The organism is Bacteroidales bacterium (assembly GCA_023229505.1).
Taxonomy (GTDB): domain Bacteria; phylum Bacteroidota; class Bacteroidia; order Bacteroidales; family JAGOPY01; genus JAGOPY01.
Window position 1 is genome coordinate 85,042 of sequence record JALNZD010000008.1, and the last position, 17,867, is coordinate 102,908.

A 17,867-nucleotide genomic window follows, 5' to 3' on the forward strand; every position below is an offset into this window, starting at 1 on the left:
AAAATTAAAATAATCGCACTCAGGCTGATAAGCTTTTCAGGGAAGATATTGTGTTTACCGGGTCGGGTGAGTCAAAAATGGTATAGCCTGCCACTAGTACCTGCGCTCCGGCTTTTATCAGCTGGGGCGCATTTTCAAGTGTCACGCCACCGTCAACTTCGATGAGGGCATCCGTCTTTTTTCGTGCTATTAATTCCTTTAAATGCATAATCTTTTCTAAAGTGCTTTCAATAAAACTCTGTCCGCCGAAGCCTGGATTTACCGACATCAGCATGACCAGGTCGGCATCGGTGATGATCTCTTCCAGCAGTGATACGGGTGAATGAGGATTCAAAACCACCCCGGCCATGGCGCCCAGCTTTTTAATGGCCTGGATGGTGCGGTGCAGATGGGTACAGGCTTCGTAATGGACGCTGATCACTTCGGCACCGTATTCGCGAAAACGCTCCAGGTACCGGTCAGGATCGACGATCATAAGATGCACATCAAGCGGCTTTTTCGCGTATTTCTGGATGGACTTCAGGACGGGAAAACCAAAGGAGATATTCGGCACAAAGACACCGTCCATCACGTCGATATGGAACCAGTCGGCTTCACTGCCATTAACCATTTCGATGTCACGCCGGAGGTTGCCGAAATCGGCTGACAGCATGGAAGGGGCGACGAGCGGAAAACGGTTCATCAACATAATTTATCCAAGGTATGATTTCAGGATTTTGCTACGGGAAGTATGCTTCAGCCGTCGGATAGCCTTTTCTTTGATCTGGCGGACCCGCTCACGGGTCAGGTCAAATTTTTCGCCGATCTCTTCCAGTGTCATCGGGTGCTTGGAATTCAGGCCGAAATAGAGCCTGACCACATCGGCTTCCCTGGAGGTCAGCGTTGAAATAGCCCGGTCAATCTCTTTCCGCAATGATTCCACCATCAGCTCTCTCTCAGGCGTATTGGTCTCGTCACTTCGCAACACATCGTAAAGGGTATTTTCCTCATCCTGGATGAGCGGGGCATCCATCGAAATATGGCGGCCGGAATTACGTATTGATTCCTTGACTTCGCTTTCCGGAATATCAAGCATTTCAGCTATTTCCAAGGAATCAGGCTCTCTTTCATGCTGTTGTTCAAGCCTGGCATAAGCCTTGTTAATCTTATTGATGGAGCCAATTTTGTTGAGCGGAAGGCGCACTATCCTTGATTGCTCTGCCAAAGCCTGAAGGATCGACTGCCTGATCCACCAAACGGCATAGGAAATGAATTTAAAACCACGGGTTTCATCGAAACGCTGAGCTGCTTTGATCAATCCCAGGTTGCCCTCGTTGATGAGGTCGGGGAGGCTTAGCCCCTGGTTCTGATATTGCTTGGAAACCGATACCACGAAACGAAGGTTGGCCTTAGTCAGTTTCTCTAAAGCATCCTTATCACCGGCCTTGATCCGGCGGGCCAGCTCGACTTCTTCTTCCGCAGTAATAAGCTCAACCCTACCGATTTCCTGCAAATACTTATCAAGCGAAGCAGTTTCACGGTTGGTAACTTGTTTAGTAATCTTTAACTGGCGCATAGGTCGGTTTATAGGGAGTACAAAGCTAAAGTAATTTGTACGATTCCGGCGCAGTTATGTTTCAAAAATTTATTGCCTTTGTGGAGGCGCAGGGAGCAATGCTTTCCTGGACAATTTAAGTTTTCCCGTACTGGTATCAACACCAATGAGTTTCACTTCAATTTGCTGTCCGACTTTCATGTATTCTTCGATATCTGTCACGCGTTTCCAGTCGATCTCGGATATGTGCAGCAAACCTTCTTTACCTGGCAGGATCTCGATAAAAGCGCCGAAAGCAACGATACTCTTCACTTTTCCATTGTATATATCACCGACTTCGGGCACGGCCACGATCTTTTTGATGCGGTCTTTTGCCGCTTCGATCGATTCTTTGTTGCTTGAAAATATATCGATCACCCCGGTTTCCCCGACTTCTTCGATAATGATTGTTGCGCCGGTATCTTTCTGAATTTCCTGGATGATTTTTCCGCCAGGCCCTATAATTGCACCGATAAACTCCTTAGGTACCGTCATTTTTTCGATCCTTGGCACAAACGGTTTATAGTCTTCTCTTGGGGTGGAAATGGTCTTCATCATCTCACCAAGGATATGATTCCTTCCCCGGCGGGCTTGTTCCAAAGCTTGTTGCATGATTTCGAAGGATAAGCCTTCAATTTTAATATCCATCTGGCAGGCCGTAATACCATCTGCCGTGCCGGTGACTTTGAAGTCCATGTCACCCAGATGATCTTCATCCCCCAGGATATCGGATAAAACAGCATACTTACCGGTTTCTTTGTCCGTTATTAATCCCATCGCTATACCTGAGACTGGTTTTTTAATCTTAACACCTGCATCCATCAGGGCAAGTGTACCGCCACAGACGGAAGCCATAGAGGAAGAACCGTTGGATTCGAGGATATCTGATACAATCCTGACTGTATAAGGATTTACATCATCTGCCGGTATTACAGGCTTAAGGGCACGCATGGCCAGGTTGCCATGGCCGATCTCACGGCGGCTGGTTCCACGTATAGGTTTAACTTCACCGGTTGAAAAACCGGGGAAATTGTAATGCAGCAGGAAATCGCTTGATCCTTCAATAACTGCTCCGTCAAGAACCTGCTTATCAAGCTTGGTACCAAGGGTTACTGTAACCAGGGCCTGGGTTTCACCACGTGTAAATATGGCTGAGCCGTGGGCAGCAGGTAAATAATCAACTTCGGACCAGATCGGGCGGATGTCCTCCAGGCCACGTCCATCAAGCCTTTTTCTTTCCACAAGAATGCAATTCCTGACTGCCAGTTTCTCGGTATCTTCAAAATAACGGTTGATCAGTGGCTCCAATTCCTTGCGTTTATCTTCCGCAATTGTTTCTATAAAGTTTGCCTTTACATTTGCAAATGCTTCATGACGAAGTTGCTTGTTTGCAACACCCTTCCCGGCAATTTCATAAAATTTAGGATAGGCAAAATCATGTATTGTCTGCTGTAAAGCGGCGTCATCGACTAATTCAGGCACAGCCATTTTATCTTTTTTCTCAGAAAGCATTTCGGCCAATTCGATCTGGGCACGGCATTGAACTTTGATGGCTTCATGGCCAGATTTAATCGCTTCAAGCATATCGGCTTCAGAGATCTCCTTCATCTGGCCTTCGACCATGACGATATTATCAATGGTAGCTGCGACCATCATGTCCATGTCTGCTTCTTCAGTCTGGGCAATGGAGGGATTGATAATAAGCTGGCCTTTTACCTTGCCAACCCTTACTTCTGATATCGGCCCGAGGAAAGGTATATTGGAAACCATGATAGCAGATGAGGCAGCCAGAGCCACTAAAGTGTCGGGAAGATTTTTTTTATCACCTGAAATCAACATAACCTGAACCTGGATCTCATTGAGAAAATTATCCGGGAACAATGGCCTGAGGGCCCGATCCACCAAACGGGAGATAAGTATTTCATATTCTGAAGGACGAGCTTCTCTTTTGAAGAAGCCTCCGGGAAATTTGCCGGTCGCGGAGTATTTTTCTTTATACTCAACCGTAAGCGGAAAGTAGCCTGCATTTTCCGAAGCCTCGGGGGCTACGAGTACGGTAGCGAGCAACATCGTGTCGTCCATTCTTACAACAACAGCTCCTGCAGCCTGTTTGGCCAATCTTCCGGTTTCAATGGAAATCTCGCGTCCGTCTTCTAACTTGAATTTTTTGATAATTGCTTTTGATGACATTTTCTTCTTTTTTTTCTATTTGATTGATAAACATGAAAAAAGGCAATGCTGAGATTGCCTTTTTTCTTATATTCCTGACAATGATTGTCTATTTTCTAATGCCAAGGTTCTTGACTATTGCCCGGTATCTCTCAATATCGACCTCCTTCAGGTATTCCAGCAGGCTGCGGCGTTTACCGACCAGCGCTACCAGCGACCGGCGGGTGGCAAAGTCTTTCCGGTTTTCCTTTAAATGACCTGTCAGGTAATTGATCCGGTGCGTGAACATAGCGATCTGCCCTTCTGGTGAACCGGTATCGAATTCCGATTTTCCAAATCCGGAGAAAAACTCCTTTTTCTTTTCTGACGAGAGATACATATCGATCTTATTATTAGGTTTAAATTGAGCCGGCAAAGATAATAATAATTTTTAAAAATTCAACATCGGGTCGGATTAATTATAGAATGAATATTTTACACTTTATCCTGGAACCAGAAGTTGCCATGGGATGGTTTTTGGCTTATTCCGGTTTAACCCATACCAGTTTCCATTGCGTACCATATAGTTCATAAGTAGTCCAGTACGTCAGTTTTTTTACGATTTCCCAGGTTCCGGTTTTATAAAATGAATAGGATGTTGTTCCACTTTCTTCGGCATCAATTTTCCTTCCGGCAGTAATCAACTCAGGGAAATCCATGTATAAAGAATCGGTAAACAGGTTGCGGCCGATCTCGGATACATCCTGGTTGTACAGCATTTTGCCTCCCTTTTCCATCACCCAGAGTTCAAACGCCTGGCCTTCGTTGATAGGCTTCATGATATTGCCTAAAATCTTTTCTGGAAGGAACAGTGCGGTAATGCCTCCTAAAATGGAATTATTTTTTACGATCGGGTGCATAATGACTGCCGCATAAAAACCCTCCACGGCAAGAAATTGCTGGCTCAGAACCGGTAGCTCAGTTTCATAAGCCTTGATAACATGATTCTGGAGGCTGATATCAGATCCCTGGAAATCATGGTAAACTGCCGGCTCAATGATTTGCATTATTCCTGCGGGAGTAATCTGCGCAAATTCGGTTACATCATTGAATTCATTCACTAGTTCCAGCAGCTTCGCCCGGATAAGGGTTGTATCCATGTTGATGGAACCCATGTACTCTACAGCCGCTGCCATTTTTTGATCAAGACTTGCGAATTCTGCTGTCAGATTAGTTTTTGATGTCACAAGAGCGTCAGGAAGCTCAACAGCTTCCTTCTTGCATCCGGCTGAAAAAATGGCAAGGCTGATAATTAAAAAAGTCAGTTTTGCTTTCATAGTTTAGTTTATTTATGACTTCATAGCGGATTTTTTATCCGGGAACACTGAAAAAATGGAAGAAAAGCCTGATATATCGAAAATTTCCTTAATCCCGGGTTGAAGGTTGCACAGACTGAACTGCCCTTTTACAGCTATCATTTTTTTCTGAACAATCAGGAAGACCCTCAATCCAGAGCTGCTTATATAATTTAACCCGGAGCAGTCCAGGATTATTTTGGTGCACCCTCTTTCGATTACCCCCATCATTGGCTTTTCAAACTCACTGGCATTGGTGCTGTCGATGCGTCCTTCCACACTGACAATTGTGTAGTCTTTTGACGATTCAACTTGTACATTCATGATTCGATATTTTTAGTAAGCATTAAATAATTTCTGTTTTCTTTACGTTGGTATTCAACTTTATCCATGATCTTTTTGATCAGGAATATTCCTAAACCGCCTATCGGCCTGGTTTCTACTGACAAAGTGATGTCGGGATCTATTTTTAAGGTAGGATCGTACTCATGTCCATCATCAATAATTGAAATGGAAAGCATATCTCCGATTTTTTTAAAATAAATCTCAATAGTATGCTTATTATCATCATCAAATCCATAATCATTAATATTGGTCAAAGCTTCTTCCAGAACTAAGTTTAAAGAAAATACCAGGGGCATAGATAGCTCCCATTCCTCGCCAAGTTCATTCAAAAAAACTTCCACCCTGGCTAATTCATCAATTTGATTATTTACCCACAAAACTTTCTCAAGTGATTCTTTATCCATTTTAAACAGTTATTATCTTTGTGATGTGATTCAATCCAATCGTGAATATCAAAAGAAGTGCAATAAATTAAGAATTCAATTAATTTAGACAAAAGCATTTTCAATACAAATATAGCAGATATTACAAAGTAATTCCTGCAACGAGATATACACTTTTACTTGAGGGATTTAAGATAAGGCTTACGCTTAGGGGTAATGAAAAGCGATCAGTCACCGGAATAGATTTTTTTACCGTACAGCCAATATTAACAAAGGCTGCTTTTGGGGCGTAGTACGTGCCTTTTAGCTGATAGCCTGCAAAAGCAACGAAGTCAGCAGTGCCTAATTTATGAAAGTACTGAAGTTCAAGGTAAATACTCTTTGAAGTGTCGGCACCATAAAAGAAATAGGCCGCAATGAAATTAAAAGGCACTGTTTCGCCTCCTGAAAGCAATACCTGGGCTTCGAGAACATGGGCGGTAGTCTCCTCGCGGTAGTTGAAAAAATCAAAAGCGGAAGTATCATTAAAGCTCCAGTAATCCCAAATAGCAATGGTAACAAAGCCAATGGTTTTCGATAGGTAAAAGTCGGTTTCCTGTCCACCCTCCCCGGTTAATTTGTAAGCGCCCCAGGCGCCAAGAGTGAAGCCTTTCAAAGAGGCCGACACACAGGGTTGAATACTGGGGGCATGCCCGTTTTCCAAACCGCGCCATATAAATCGGCTCATAAGGTCAACATTTGCTGATAGAGACACAGCCGGAAGAGTATCCGATTGAGCGGATAGCGATGAAGCGCAAAAACATAACCATGACGCTGCAAACAATTGTAAAGCGCCGAGTTTTATTTTCATAATCTGATAAATATGCTGATTTTAGTCCCTTTATAATTTAAAAGAAACCATAAACTGATCTTTGGGCAGAATTGGTCCATAGGCTCTTGAAAATCCAAATGAAAGTGTTGATTTGAGCAGTGAAAAGAGAACGATCTCAAAATCGAGCTGTACTCCCGATGAAAAGTAGTTTTGCTGCGGCTGGTCGTTAGCAATATTCGTGAAAATACCCATGCCAAAGAGGGTAAACCTGGCATAGGTTGAATAAAGGCCCTTCAGTCCGAAACGTTTGAATCGAATGGGTTTAAAATTAATCTCCGTCGAAAATTTTCCATAGTTAAGCGCTGAAATTGCATCAATCTCAACACCCGGGAAACCTGACATTTCGCGATATTGCTGCACTGAGCGGTAATCGACATAATTATTGCCAAACCCGCCAAAGTAAAAGTAGGAGTTGGTTTTATCCGATTCTCCAAACGACTGGCCTGCCGAAGTCCTGAACCAAAGCGATGAATTCCTCAATGGCAGTAAAAAACCAAAATCAAAGTTACTGATCAGCTGCGGATAAAATGTTTGCTTTGCAAAACTGGTAAAGGCAAAAACATTCCAGTCATAGCCCTGTTCGGGCTCAATGGCGCCGAGCGATTTGCGCAAATAACTTTTATGGAAGTTTATGGTTGCGACATACAAATTGCGGTAATCGGAGGCAATATTCTGGTAAAATGGTAATGTTTCAAGGTCACCGTAAGCGGTCAGTTTGATGTAGAAATCGGTTTTCGATGGAGAAAACCTGTTTAACAATTTGTAATATTTGACAGAGAAGGAGTACCCGGCCCGGCTGAATTTGGTTGGGCCGAACAGATCATAAAAATCGGCATAGTTGTAATGTGCCGCGAATGTCCAATTCCAATAATTGTAATCGGCTGAAAGATGAACTATTTGTTTAGTTGGCAAAGCAGGAGTGGGGGAAAAAGAAAGTTTAAGTACTAGCGAATTCAATGCCATCGGATCCATAAAATTGAAGCGGTAACCGGCGGCCACGTAATCTTTATAGCCCTGCACGATGGGGTAAGCGCTTGCAAAGCGGAGTTCTTTAACGGGGCGATAACGTTTTTCAACAACTTGCAAGGAGTCAAGATTTATTTTGGATGGTGGTGATAAAATCCACTGTTCAACTTCGGGATTTATCTCATAAACTCGTTGACCAAGGAATTTGATCGGATTCACATCAGCAAGCGTATCAATTTTTATCATGCCGGCAACCATTCCTGCATGCGTATATTTGAATACGATCATTGAATCGGGGGAAATAGGCAAGGGCCTGAAAAAGCCGGTTTCAGCGTTTGTCAGTATTTGTGCGCTGCGCGTTTCAAGTGAAATGCGAAAAATATTAGAGACCCCGGTATAATAGGACGTTCCGTAGAGGTATTTCCCGTCGGGCGAAAAGACAAAATTCGCGGCGGGATTGTCTTCAAACTCATACACTTCCTGGTATTCTTGTTTTCCGGCAAGTAAATCAGTAATTTTGAAAATAACAAGCCGCTGTCGGCCTGCAACATCCGAAAGCGTCGCAGAAAGCATGGATCCATCAGGGGAAATTGCCGGATCCGATAAATCCTGTCCAAAAGGAAGGCTGTATATGTTCTGGTACTTTGTGTAGGGACTCATAAACCGGACAAGCGAGTTGCGCCCGCTCATACTCTGAATGCCCCAAAGGGAATGGTCTTTTGGATTGATGACAAGATTTCCGCACCGGGAGTACTTGACCAGGTTTTTCGTTATACCGGTATTTAATTCGATCGATTGCAAGCCACGCCAGTCATTATTATGGGTTGAAACAAAGATCGTTTTCAATGAATCGTCGTAGGCGATACTGGTCACATAATAGAGGCCCGGACTGGGAACAGGCGCCACGCGCTTTTCATGCCCGGTGACAAGATCAAACGTGGCAATGTGGGCTAAGTTCCCGGGATAATTTACGGCGGCAACAATTTGGTTTGCCGATGGAATATAATACTGACGTGACACCGAGCCCAGGGTTTTGGCTGTAATCTGCCGGAAGTCCGTTATGGGAATCTTTCGTAACTCATGTAGGTTTTCCATTTGAAATTCATGCTCCCACCTGATCCATTGATCCCATTCTTTCTGAATCTTAACACCATAAACCTGTTGGAACTGATTAGCGTAGAATCTTCGACTTGTATCGGTACGCGCGTAAAAAGCTTTAAGTTTCGGGATGCCGTATTTGTAAGCAAGATAGCTTACGAACCTTGTCCCGTAAAGGTAGGAATTCACACCCACCTGAAAATCGATCGTTGTCCCTTCTGTTTCAAGTCCGATCACATTATAGAAAAATGCGCTGTCGTGCACCATCGTGCGGAATACCATCTCATCATATCCACCCATTACACGGCCAACGCCACCCGACATCCAGGTTTCCATGAAAACCGCGATCCCTTCGTGATACCACCGGGGAGAATACCATCGCGGTGTGGTAAAATAGCTGTATACCATTGAAAGTGGATCACGGTTGTCGGCAATCACCTTGCCTCCGAAAATGGTCCTCAGAATTTTATCGGATTTCGATGCTTTGTCGCACATTACCTGGTGTGTGAGTTCGTGACTCATCAGCCACTGCATCCGTTCATTGGAAGGGACAACCGAAAAGGTATATTCAAAAGGCGAAACACCAATGTTCAGAAAGTTCCAGGGGATGACCATTGTTCCCCCGTTGCCAACATCTGAAAAATCATTAAAAAGCATGTTGGTCTCTTCCGACGGCAGATACCCCCAGAATTGTTTATGAAATGCAAGGGCGTTTTCAAAGGATCGAACGGTATGCGCAACCAGGTAAGAGGTGTTTTTATCAAGAAAGACCAGCCTGACATTTGAAGTCTCGAACTTTTGGATGGCGATCTTATTCTGGGCCGTGAGAGAACAGGGAATAGCTGATAATACTATTATGATATTGACCAGCTTAAACCAGCGCGAGGTTGATGACAAACTGAACCATGTCATATGAATCCGGTTAAGGATGTCAAATATAGTAAAACTTTTGGTTTTACTGTCCGGGATCAAAAACTCCGAGGTTCTGACTCCGCAGTACCCCAAGCATATTGTTTAGTCCCTGGGTAGCTCCGATGAAACCGAGATTCTCCTGAGAAAGATAAATAACGTTGAGTCCATCAGAAGCAGGCAAATACCCGAGCGATTGCGCCTGGATGACATTCTGAAGGCTGTAATTACTAAGAATAACATTCAGTTTTTCGACTCCAAAAAAGGCAATTACCTGCATGCTTTGAAGGTTATCTGTCCCTGACAGTATAGCATTCAAATTTTCCTGGCTTCCAACCAAATTTTGCAGGCCAGGTTTATCTCCCACCAGAAACTGCAGGCCGGGCTTGTCGTAAACCATAGCCAGCCCGTTCATATTCAGCTTATCTTTCGATGCCACAGCACCCACTTGCTGGTTCGACTGAAACATCATACTAAGGTCAGAGCTAACATTAGCCTGCATAGCATTGCTTGCAACAAAGGATTGAATACCCTCATTACTCGCGACAAACTGAAGCTTGTTTTGCGCCATGAACTCACCCAATTGGTCATTTCCCAACAGTCTATTCAAATTGTCCTGTGATGCCATGGCATAAGAAAGCATGCTGCCAACCTGCTCCTTGTTACCTAAAATCCCGGCTATTTGGATGCTTTTCACCAGCAACTGGTCACGAATCGATTTTAACCGGGCGATTTCTGTTTTCCTGGCCTGAATGGTTTTATTGGTCAGCATAAAATTATCCATGCTGAGAAGCGCCTGGCTAAGGACCGAATCCTTTTCATTCAGGGTGTTCACATAAGTTCCGAAATCACGGAGGTTCTTCTCCACATCCTGCGAAAGGTCTGCAGTGTCCTTTAGGTAAAAACCATTAAGCATGCTAATGGTTGTACCCAATGTCCTGTTGTTATTCTTTATAAAATCGCTGTAATCCTGCAAGATACTGACTTTTTTGGCATCTTCTGCCAGGTCCCCAAGACCTTGTGCCTTAAAAATCAATACACACGAATCAATTTTTGTGCTCAGATCCTGTGTGAAAAGAGAGAAATAAATCAGCCCCTGGATCATATTTCTAAGTTGAGCCGTATCATTAACAAACTCACTGCGCAACAGAATATCTTTTTCGGTCATCTGCTGTTTATGGTATTTTTCCGCTTTCCCAAAGGTTCCTGATGTCAGGCCTTTGAATACAGTTGGGAAGAAGAACGAAATAGCCACGATCAGGATGGCAATGGCCACTACAATGCTGATGATCACTTTGACTTGTTTTTTCATATCATTATTTATTAAGTTCATATTCTTTAATCCCATGAAGACGCCAGAAACGAAGGCAAAACCGGATCTGAAATCAGGTCGTGACCAAAAACTTCGCATTATTAAAATTTCCGTTTTTTTCGGTTGTTTGTAAGTTTCTGTATTGATCTTTTTTAGAATTTCCTGTTTGAAATCGATGTCAACCGGATTTGCCAGTTCGCTCTCCATCTGCTCCTTTATCAATTCCCATTCTTTAGCAAACCGAACAGCTTCCGGATGACCGGCAAGGTAGGTCTCAAGTTCATGCAGTTCTGCTGCAGTTAACTCACCATCCAGTTTCCTGTATATCTTTTCGATGATTTCTTTATCTGTCATTTTCAAAAAAACCATTTGCAATCAATCCTTTTCGCAATTGTTCCCTGGCAATAAACAACCTGGAACGAACTTTTTTAACCGGAATACGGGTAACTTCATTAATCTCTTCATAGGAGAATCCGCAATAATATTTCAACAACACCAAAACCCGGTAGTCATCGGTCAGGTTGAGTAATCCATTGTGCAGCAACCTGTTTGATGATTCATGATCAGAGGCTTCAGGATTTTCAGCCAATAAGGGATCGATTCCGTTAAGGCTGATATTCTTTGGTCTTTTCCTGTTATAATTAATAGCCTCATTGATGGCCATCCGGTATATCCAACTAAAGAACCTGTATTTAAAATTGAATCCACCCATCTTTTCAAAAGCTTTGACAAACACATCCTGAGTAAGATCTCTTGCTGTTTCGAAATCGCCGACCATGCGTAATATGATGTTAAAGATCGTTTGCTGGTACCTGTCAATCAACACTTCAAAGGAGGAAATGCTGCCATGGATCACTTCGTACACCAGTTCATTATCGTCCTTCATCATCTTAAATACAGGAAAAATTGAAAAAGTTGGTGAAAGGTATAATTTTTTTTCAATCAAGCAGCGAAAGCTTCCACAAATCTTTGTGACTGACCCGTAAAACAGGAGCAATAGCGAGATAGCCGGCCCGCCCGATGGCCTTTTCCAGTGCTTTTAATTCTTTCAGCTTTGCCGGTATTTCAGGATCAGGGGCCATTTTCAGATCATTTTCTTTCAGCATAATATAACATTTTGCTTTCATCGAAAGTTCAAGATAGAGGCTTATAAAACAGTACATATCAAAAACCACCTCTTTTGGGAAATAGTGCTTGACCGTAAGGAGAAACGAACCAGCCTTTGTCTCTGTAAACCGTCCCTTTTTAATCATCTGTAATAAACTGACCTCTGTATCGAATTCCATTTCGAGCCAGTTGCGGATCGATTTTTCATTGGCCTGAAAGATCAGGCTCATACTGACAGGGATCAGGATCAATACGATCAATGTTGAAATCAGTGGTGAAACCAGGAATTGATTAAATGTCCCATGGATAATAATGGCGGCCAAAGCACCGGAAAATGTAGCCAGGGTTATATTTGCATGACGGTTTAAGGCGCTCATGCAAATGATCCCGAAAATGGCGGTGGTTCCGCAATGCATCACGGCAGTGCCAAATCCCCGGGTGATCCATACCATAAGATTACCTTCTGCCTCGGCAAAATGAAACAGGTAAAAGAGATTCTCACAAAAAGCAAAGGTCGTCCCGATCGAAAATCCATAAATAGCCCCATCGATCATAAAGCCGATCCTGTTTTTTCGTATCAGGACCAGTAACAAGCCCATCTTCAGAATTTCCTCCACAAATGGAGCTATAAAACCGGAATAGGCTTCAAACGAAAATCCGAGATTTTTTATCAGGAAGGTGTTGAGGAAAAAACTCAGGCTGGCGCTTACGACACCCCAGGCAAGGCAAATCAAGAGCAGCATTTTGCTTGCCAGTTTCAAGCTGTCGAGATACAGTAGCATGACCAGGAAAAGGAATACTGGAATCAGACTGATGATGACCTTTATGACCATAATGAGTTGATTTAAACATAGTTTGCAACCAATAATTCAGCAACCCCTGTGTCGATCTGATCCTTACGGCGGAGTTCATCAAACAGGTAAAGCAAATCCGGTACTTTTAGTCTTTTTTTCTCTTCTCCCCGGAAATCATATCTAATCTTACCCTGATGCATCATGATGACCCGGTCACCCAGATTAACGGCTTGCTGCATGGAATGGGTTACCATCAGGGTGGTCAGCTTACCTTCGGTTACAATCTGTTCGGTCAGTTCGATGACATTACTGGCCGTTTTTGGATCCAATGCGGCCGTATGCTCGTCGAGCAGGAGCAGATCTGGCCTAAGCCAACTGGCCATAAGAAGGGTCAAGGCTTGTCGCTGACCACCCGACAGTTTTCCGATCGGGGTATCCAGTCGCTCTTCCAGCCCCATATTCAAGACTTTAACGCGGTATCTCAGGTCGCGGACCAACGAAGCCGGTAATCCCCAGCCCAGTCCCCGTTTTTTCCCCCGTTTTGCGGCCAGTGCCAGGTTTTCACCGATCGACATACCCGGGGCAGTACCGCTGAAGGGATTCTGAAAAACCCGACCGATCTGGCAGGCCCGTTTATGTTCGGGCCATCGGGTGATATTCCGGCCGTTCAGGATAATGGTACCGGCATCAGTCAAAAAATTACCAGCAACTGCATTCAACAAAGTTGATTTCCCTGAACCATTGGTGCCCAATACGCATACGAAGCAGCCATCTTCAATGGAAAGGCTTACGTCCTGCAATGCATTCACCTCGTTTATTGTTCCGGCGTTAAAGGTTTTATACAGGTTTGATATTTCTAACATGCTTTTATCTGATTAGTTTGATCTTTTTGGTCTGCTTCATAAAGCCCGGCAATACCAGAGCAAGAAATACAAATGCTGCTGTGATCAGTTTCAGATCATTGGGATTCATCCCCCAACGCAAAGCAATGGCAACCAGGAGCCGAAACAGGACCGCTCCGATAACTGCCCCGGCAATCAAAAGCCCCAATCTGTTTTCACTGATCAATGCTTCTCCAATAATGACGCTTGCGAGACCCCAAACCATCATCCCGATCCCCATCTGCACGTCGGCAAATCCCTGGAACTGAGCCAGCATTGAACCGGACAAAGCAATGAATCCATTGGACAGCGCAACGCCAAAGATAATCATCCCTTTGGTATTCACCCCGAGAGCCCTGATCATCTGATCATTATCACCCGTAGCCCGCATGGCCGTACCGATATTGGTGCGGAAAAACCACAACAACAGCAGGCTGAAGGCCACAATGATCAACAAACAAAAAAAGAGGGTCCAAAGATCCTTGGCAGGAACACTCCATCCGATGAGGTTAACTACCGCATTTTCCCCGGAAATAATATTTGAGAATTTTTCGAACCAGGTGAACAGGGTGTTCTGGGAAAGCAGCGGGACATTGCTTTTGCCCATCACATGGAGGTTGACCGAATAGAGTGCAGTCATCACCAAGATACCAGATAACAGCGGATTTATTTTAAACCGCGTATGGATCAGACCGGTTGCCGATCCTGCCAGCAGACCGCCGGCGAAAGCCAGTACAGTAGCCACAACCGGGTTGATGCCGGCAACAATAAGGGAGGCTGTAATGGCAGCGCCGAATGTAAAGGAACCCTCTGCTGTAATATCCGGAAAATCAAAAATCCGGAAGCTGATAAAACTTCCGAGAGCCAGGAGCGCGAGAATAAGTCCTATGGTTATTGATCCGATAAGTAGTGTCATTGACCTTGTGTTTTAATGATTAACTGAATTTTCCAACCCAGCCAACTCCTTGCTTAAAGGTGCTGTCCCCTAATCCGGCTATATCACGGGAGTCATGGATCAGGTGCAGCACATCCTGAACAATACTGCTTTCAAACAAGTGCAGGACCAGCTTGCCTGCTGACGTTTCCTGTTTGGGCAAAGCCTGAAAGGGGAATACAGCCGAATGGGTATGAATGAAAGCGGATGATCCGGGTTTAACAGGGCGTAGGAATGATTTTAACGGCCCCTCAGGATGCAGGGAATAAAATCCGAGTGAAACTGTCAGCATTCTGGAGAATGCCGGTTCCGTAGTAAAATTTATATTCTCCCGTATGCCGGGGAACTCAAACAACTGTTTTCCGTCCACAGGAGGTGCGCTCAGGCTGACTCCTACCAAACCGCCGCTTTCAGCGATCAGGAGAAATACAAACTGTTTTTGTCCGGAAGTCTGTGCAAATCCGGCTACCAGATCCTCCAGCGAGATAGATGGGACAAATTCCATTGGCTCAAATGAAATCCGGTTTGAAAAAATTCCCTCGGCTTGCAATGAGCAAAGGGCATTGATCTCGGGTTCAAACCTTCCGGTTTTTACCGCATAATCCGGAAGGTTTGATCCGTCAGAAGGCTTATAAACCAATGCTTCCCCAATGGCCAGAAATTCTCCGTACCGGCTTTTGCAATCTTCAAATCCCTCGCCAATGGCTCCAATCCCCAGACTGTAATGATTAGTCGTGAATTTGATTTTCTGGTTGTCAGTAGCTGTGAATCCGGAAGTCAAAGCTAAACCCGGATTTCCGGTTAAACGAATGGTCATCTTATCATCTGATAATATTTCATTATCAAATCTATATCCCTTGATTTCCCGAAATTGGGATTCCACTTTTTTCATTGGAGTAGCTTCCGGTGTTGCTGCGGTCAGAATGCTTTTCATCCCTACCATTTCCAGAACATCGGATACTGTATCGGATAGAGCTTCCAGAACAAATAATCCGCCGATCTTTTTAATCTTTTTATGTTGACTAATCAGAATCCGTATGCCTGCGGAGCTAAGATACTGCACCCCGGCCATGTTCAGGATGAAGCGATAAGAACCCTCCCGAACAAGGCTATTGAGGTAGTCGTCCAGATGCCCGGCCCAATTGGCATCCAGTCTTCCTTCCAGAAAGATTCGCTGTTCTTCACCGCGAGGATCTTTCCGAATATTTAATTTGTTCTCCATACTATTGCAAGTATTGGTGTTATTGTTTGACAATTTTCAGCTGTGGGAAAACTGTGAAAAGCTGGTCGGGTAAGGGGACATCATATAACTTTGCGGTCTCCGGGCAGATCATGTAATCCGTCTTTTCAACATAGCGGAAAGGTATTTGCGCAGGATTTTTCCCGGATAAAACTTCAATCCCCATCTGTCCGGCTTCATAGCCTGCCTGAAAATAGTCGCGCGCACAAACGGCAACAGCTCCCTGATCCATTTGATTCGTCACAAAACCATAATAGGGAATTTTACTATCCAGGGATACTTTCAGGATTGCAGAACTGCAGCTTCCGGTGAGATTATCAGAAATCTGGCAAAAAGCATCAATTCTTTGCGCAACCAGGGAATTTGCGGCATCGAGCACTTCTGTTGCTGAATTGGCCGGAACGGCTATCAGCTTAATTCCTATTTTTTGGGCCGCCTCCTCCAGCCGGTTCTTATAGGAGACCGAATTAATCTCCGCCGGTGTGAAAACGGTCCCGGCACGTTTCATTCCGGGATGCAGGTTTTGCACCAGTTTCATCAGTCCTTCAAAATCACTCATCGTGGAAATACCACAGAGATTGGGCAGATGATCGTCAAACGATTCTCCCAATCCGGCGGCCAGGGGATCCCCTACATTGGTGAAAACGATTTTCGAATTGGGCAATTTCTTCGCCAGCAGCTGAACAGAAGGGGTTGAAGTGGCAAACACCAGATCCCAGGTTTCATTGTTGATGGTTTCTGCAATACTGTTCAGGGTCGAAATATCGCCTTGCGCATTGTACACTTTGAGGGTAAAATCAACACTTTCCCGGAGATTTTTATCTTCCAGCGCTTTGCGTATCCCTTTTTCGCAGGCTTCGGAATTCGGACTATCGACAAAATGGACCAGTCCCAGCCTAAACTTGATCCCAGTGGGCAGGGAGTTACCTGTGGTCCGGTATTTTTGTGGTATTGTGAGCTCCAGGCTTTTTGCCTTTTCCTCATCGAAAGCCACCATTTCATTCATATAGTTTTCAATTGGAATAGTGTCGGGTGATGCCCCGTTCAAAAGCCGGCCGATCAAGTCTCCCGAATGGTATCCCACGCTCTGCCATCCAATCCCGATGGCGGCAAAAGCGCCCTTTCCGACAAAGGGCAAATCATTTACAATTAAAGGAATGTGTTGGTTGTTGCAGACCCCGGCGATCGCATCGAATGCCTGTAAAGCGGTATTGTCGCCTGACACATACAGGGCATCAATTCCTTTGCTTGCGATAACCTGGGTTGCTTGTAACACTTCAGATGAATTAACAACCGGCATTTCAACCAGTGTAAATCCCGATTTTTCAGCTAACTGGCGCATCACGCCAACCACTTTGCGGGAGTTTGCTTCCGAGGTGTTATAAATGGTTCCGATTTTTTTTGTTCCGGGAATCGTCTCTAAAATAAATTGAATCGTTTTTTCCACAGGAGGAAAGGATCCAATACCCGTAATGCCTTTAGCATGGTCCTCCCGGCTGATTCCGACTCCTGCGGCTATCGGATCATAACAATAGGTAAAAGCAACCGGATGTTTCCTGATGGTAGCCACCGCAGCAGTGACACACGGTGTAGAGGTAACCAGTACCAGGTCCATGGTCTGATGATCCATATTAAGCAGGATGGGTGCGATGTTCCCGATCTCCCCATTGGAATGAGATTCTTTTACATTCAGATTGCTGTCGCGCACAAAACCCAGCTCCTCCAGACGCATCCAAAGACCGGATAGTAATTCGTCATGGGAAGCTTCCGGGGCAAAATAGCAGAGCCCCAAAATATACTTCCTTCCGGCCAAAGCTTCGGATTTTGCAGGTCCGGCAGGCCGGAAAGTATTCCTCTTCACATTCCGGTTCTGAAGATCAGAAATAAGTAAAATTGCCGAAACAAGGATCAACGCAATTATCCCGCGGGAAACTGATTTCATGGTATCTGT

Annotated in this window: 16 protein-coding genes; all 16 read right to left on the reverse strand. The window is 44.5% G+C overall.

Annotation, left to right across the window (positions count from 1 at the left end):
• Positions 1-19: 19 nt before the first annotated feature.
• The gene (gene rpe / locus M0Q51_04740; protein MCK9399283.1) at positions 20-682 is read right to left on the reverse strand and encodes a ribulose-phosphate 3-epimerase; all 663 of its coding nucleotides are present in this window, start codon (positions 680-682) and stop codon (positions 20-22) included.
• Between the two features lie 9 nt (positions 683-691).
• Positions 692-1,555, reverse strand: a complete 864-nt coding sequence (locus tag M0Q51_04745; GenBank protein MCK9399284.1) for an RNA polymerase sigma factor RpoD/SigA — start codon at positions 1,553-1,555, stop codon at positions 692-694.
• A 69-nt stretch (positions 1,556-1,624) separates the two neighbouring features.
• Entirely contained in the window at positions 1,625-3,763 is a 2,139-nt protein-coding gene (gene pnp / locus M0Q51_04750) for a polyribonucleotide nucleotidyltransferase (GenBank protein ID MCK9399285.1), read from the reverse strand.
• 88 nt (positions 3,764-3,851) lie between these two features.
• Complete coding sequence (rpsO, locus tag M0Q51_04755; protein MCK9399286.1) at positions 3,852-4,121, reverse strand: 30S ribosomal protein S15; 270 nt, start codon at positions 4,119-4,121, stop codon at positions 3,852-3,854.
• Positions 4,122-4,263: 142 nt separating this feature from the next.
• Positions 4,264-5,058: a hypothetical protein gene (locus tag M0Q51_04760; protein MCK9399287.1), complete on the reverse strand. Its 795-nt coding sequence runs from the start codon at positions 5,056-5,058 to the stop codon at positions 4,264-4,266.
• A gap of 12 nt (positions 5,059-5,070) precedes the next feature.
• Entirely contained in the window at positions 5,071-5,400 is a 330-nt protein-coding gene (locus M0Q51_04765) for an STAS domain-containing protein (GenBank protein ID MCK9399288.1), read from the reverse strand.
• Positions 5,397-5,825, reverse strand: a complete 429-nt coding sequence (locus tag M0Q51_04770; protein ID MCK9399289.1) for an ATP-binding protein — start codon at positions 5,823-5,825, stop codon at positions 5,397-5,399. Before M0Q51_04770 ends, M0Q51_04765 begins: the two co-directional genes overlap by 4 nt.
• A 121-nt stretch (positions 5,826-5,946) precedes the next feature.
• Positions 5,947-6,531 carry a hypothetical protein gene (locus M0Q51_04775; protein ID MCK9399290.1) on the reverse strand — a complete coding sequence of 195 codons (585 nt, stop codon included), beginning with the start codon at positions 6,529-6,531 and terminating at the stop codon, positions 5,947-5,949.
• A 153-nt stretch (positions 6,532-6,684) separates the two neighbouring features.
• A complete protein-coding gene (locus M0Q51_04780; GenBank protein MCK9399291.1) occupies positions 6,685-9,651 on the reverse strand; it encodes a hypothetical protein in 2,967 nt (988 codons plus the stop codon).
• A gap of 43 nt (positions 9,652-9,694) precedes the next feature.
• Complete coding sequence (locus M0Q51_04785) at positions 9,695-11,314, reverse strand: hypothetical protein (protein MCK9399292.1); 1,620 nt, start codon at positions 11,312-11,314, stop codon at positions 9,695-9,697.
• Positions 11,304-11,849 (reverse strand): sigma-70 family RNA polymerase sigma factor, encoded by a 546-nt coding sequence (locus tag M0Q51_04790; GenBank protein MCK9399293.1) that lies wholly within the window; start codon positions 11,847-11,849, stop codon positions 11,304-11,306. The genes M0Q51_04785 and M0Q51_04790 overlap by 11 nt, the downstream gene beginning before the upstream one ends.
• A gap of 49 nt (positions 11,850-11,898) precedes the next feature.
• Positions 11,899-12,900, reverse strand: coding sequence for a PrsW family intramembrane metalloprotease (locus M0Q51_04795; GenBank protein ID MCK9399294.1), 1,002 nt, complete (start codon positions 12,898-12,900; stop codon positions 11,899-11,901).
• Between the two features lie 11 nt (positions 12,901-12,911).
• A complete protein-coding gene (locus tag M0Q51_04800) occupies positions 12,912-13,724 on the reverse strand; it encodes an ATP-binding cassette domain-containing protein (protein ID MCK9399295.1) in 813 nt (270 codons plus the stop codon).
• Between the two features lie 4 nt (positions 13,725-13,728).
• Complete coding sequence (locus M0Q51_04805) at positions 13,729-14,658, reverse strand: ABC transporter permease (GenBank protein ID MCK9399296.1); 930 nt, start codon at positions 14,656-14,658, stop codon at positions 13,729-13,731.
• A gap of 19 nt (positions 14,659-14,677) precedes the next feature.
• Entirely contained in the window at positions 14,678-15,898 is a 1,221-nt protein-coding gene (locus tag M0Q51_04810; protein MCK9399297.1) for an STAS domain-containing protein, read from the reverse strand.
• A 19-nt stretch (positions 15,899-15,917) separates the two neighbouring features.
• A complete protein-coding gene (locus tag M0Q51_04815) occupies positions 15,918-17,858 on the reverse strand; it encodes an ABC transporter substrate-binding protein (GenBank protein ID MCK9399298.1) in 1,941 nt (646 codons plus the stop codon).
• Positions 17,859-17,867 lie beyond the last annotated feature (9 nt).

What these genes read in the sequence shown, in the direction of transcription:
- M0Q51_04785 (MCK9399292.1), bottom strand. Translation starts at nt 11,314, where the DNA reads ATGACAGATAAAGAAATCATCGAAAAGATATACAGGAAACTGGATGGT.
- M0Q51_04795 (MCK9399294.1), bottom strand. Translation starts at nt 12,900, where the DNA reads ATGGTCATAAAGGTCATCATCAGTCTGATTCCAGTATTCCTTTTCCTG.
- M0Q51_04760 (MCK9399287.1), bottom strand. Translation starts at nt 5,058, where the DNA reads ATGAAAGCAAAACTGACTTTTTTAATTATCAGCCTTGCCATTTTTTCA.
- M0Q51_04745 (MCK9399284.1), bottom strand. Translation starts at nt 1,555, where the DNA reads ATGCGCCAGTTAAAGATTACTAAACAAGTTACCAACCGTGAAACTGCT.
- M0Q51_04810 (MCK9399297.1), bottom strand. Translation starts at nt 15,898, where the DNA reads ATGGAGAACAAATTAAATATTCGGAAAGATCCTCGCGGTGAAGAACAG.
- M0Q51_04790 (MCK9399293.1), bottom strand. Translation starts at nt 11,849, where the DNA reads ATGATGAAGGACGATAATGAACTGGTGTACGAAGTGATCCATGGCAGC.
- pnp (MCK9399285.1), bottom strand. Translation starts at nt 3,763, where the DNA reads ATGTCATCAAAAGCAATTATCAAAAAATTCAAGTTAGAAGACGGACGC.
- M0Q51_04765 (MCK9399288.1), bottom strand. Translation starts at nt 5,400, where the DNA reads ATGAATGTACAAGTTGAATCGTCAAAAGACTACACAATTGTCAGTGTG.
- M0Q51_04800 (MCK9399295.1), bottom strand. Translation starts at nt 13,724, where the DNA reads ATGTTAGAAATATCAAACCTGTATAAAACCTTTAACGCCGGAACAATA.
- rpsO (MCK9399286.1), bottom strand. Translation starts at nt 4,121, where the DNA reads ATGTATCTCTCGTCAGAAAAGAAAAAGGAGTTTTTCTCCGGATTTGGA.
- M0Q51_04775 (MCK9399290.1), bottom strand. Translation starts at nt 6,531, where the DNA reads ATGAGCCGATTTATATGGCGCGGTTTGGAAAACGGGCATGCCCCCAGT.
- rpe (MCK9399283.1), bottom strand. Translation starts at nt 682, where the DNA reads ATGAACCGTTTTCCGCTCGTCGCCCCTTCCATGCTGTCAGCCGATTTC.
- M0Q51_04770 (MCK9399289.1), bottom strand. Translation starts at nt 5,825, where the DNA reads ATGGATAAAGAATCACTTGAGAAAGTTTTGTGGGTAAATAATCAAATT.
- M0Q51_04815 (MCK9399298.1), bottom strand. Translation starts at nt 17,858, where the DNA reads ATGAAATCAGTTTCCCGCGGGATAATTGCGTTGATCCTTGTTTCGGCA.
- M0Q51_04805 (MCK9399296.1), bottom strand. Translation starts at nt 14,658, where the DNA reads ATGACACTACTTATCGGATCAATAACCATAGGACTTATTCTCGCGCTC.
- M0Q51_04780 (MCK9399291.1), bottom strand. Translation starts at nt 9,651, where the DNA reads ATGACATGGTTCAGTTTGTCATCAACCTCGCGCTGGTTTAAGCTGGTC.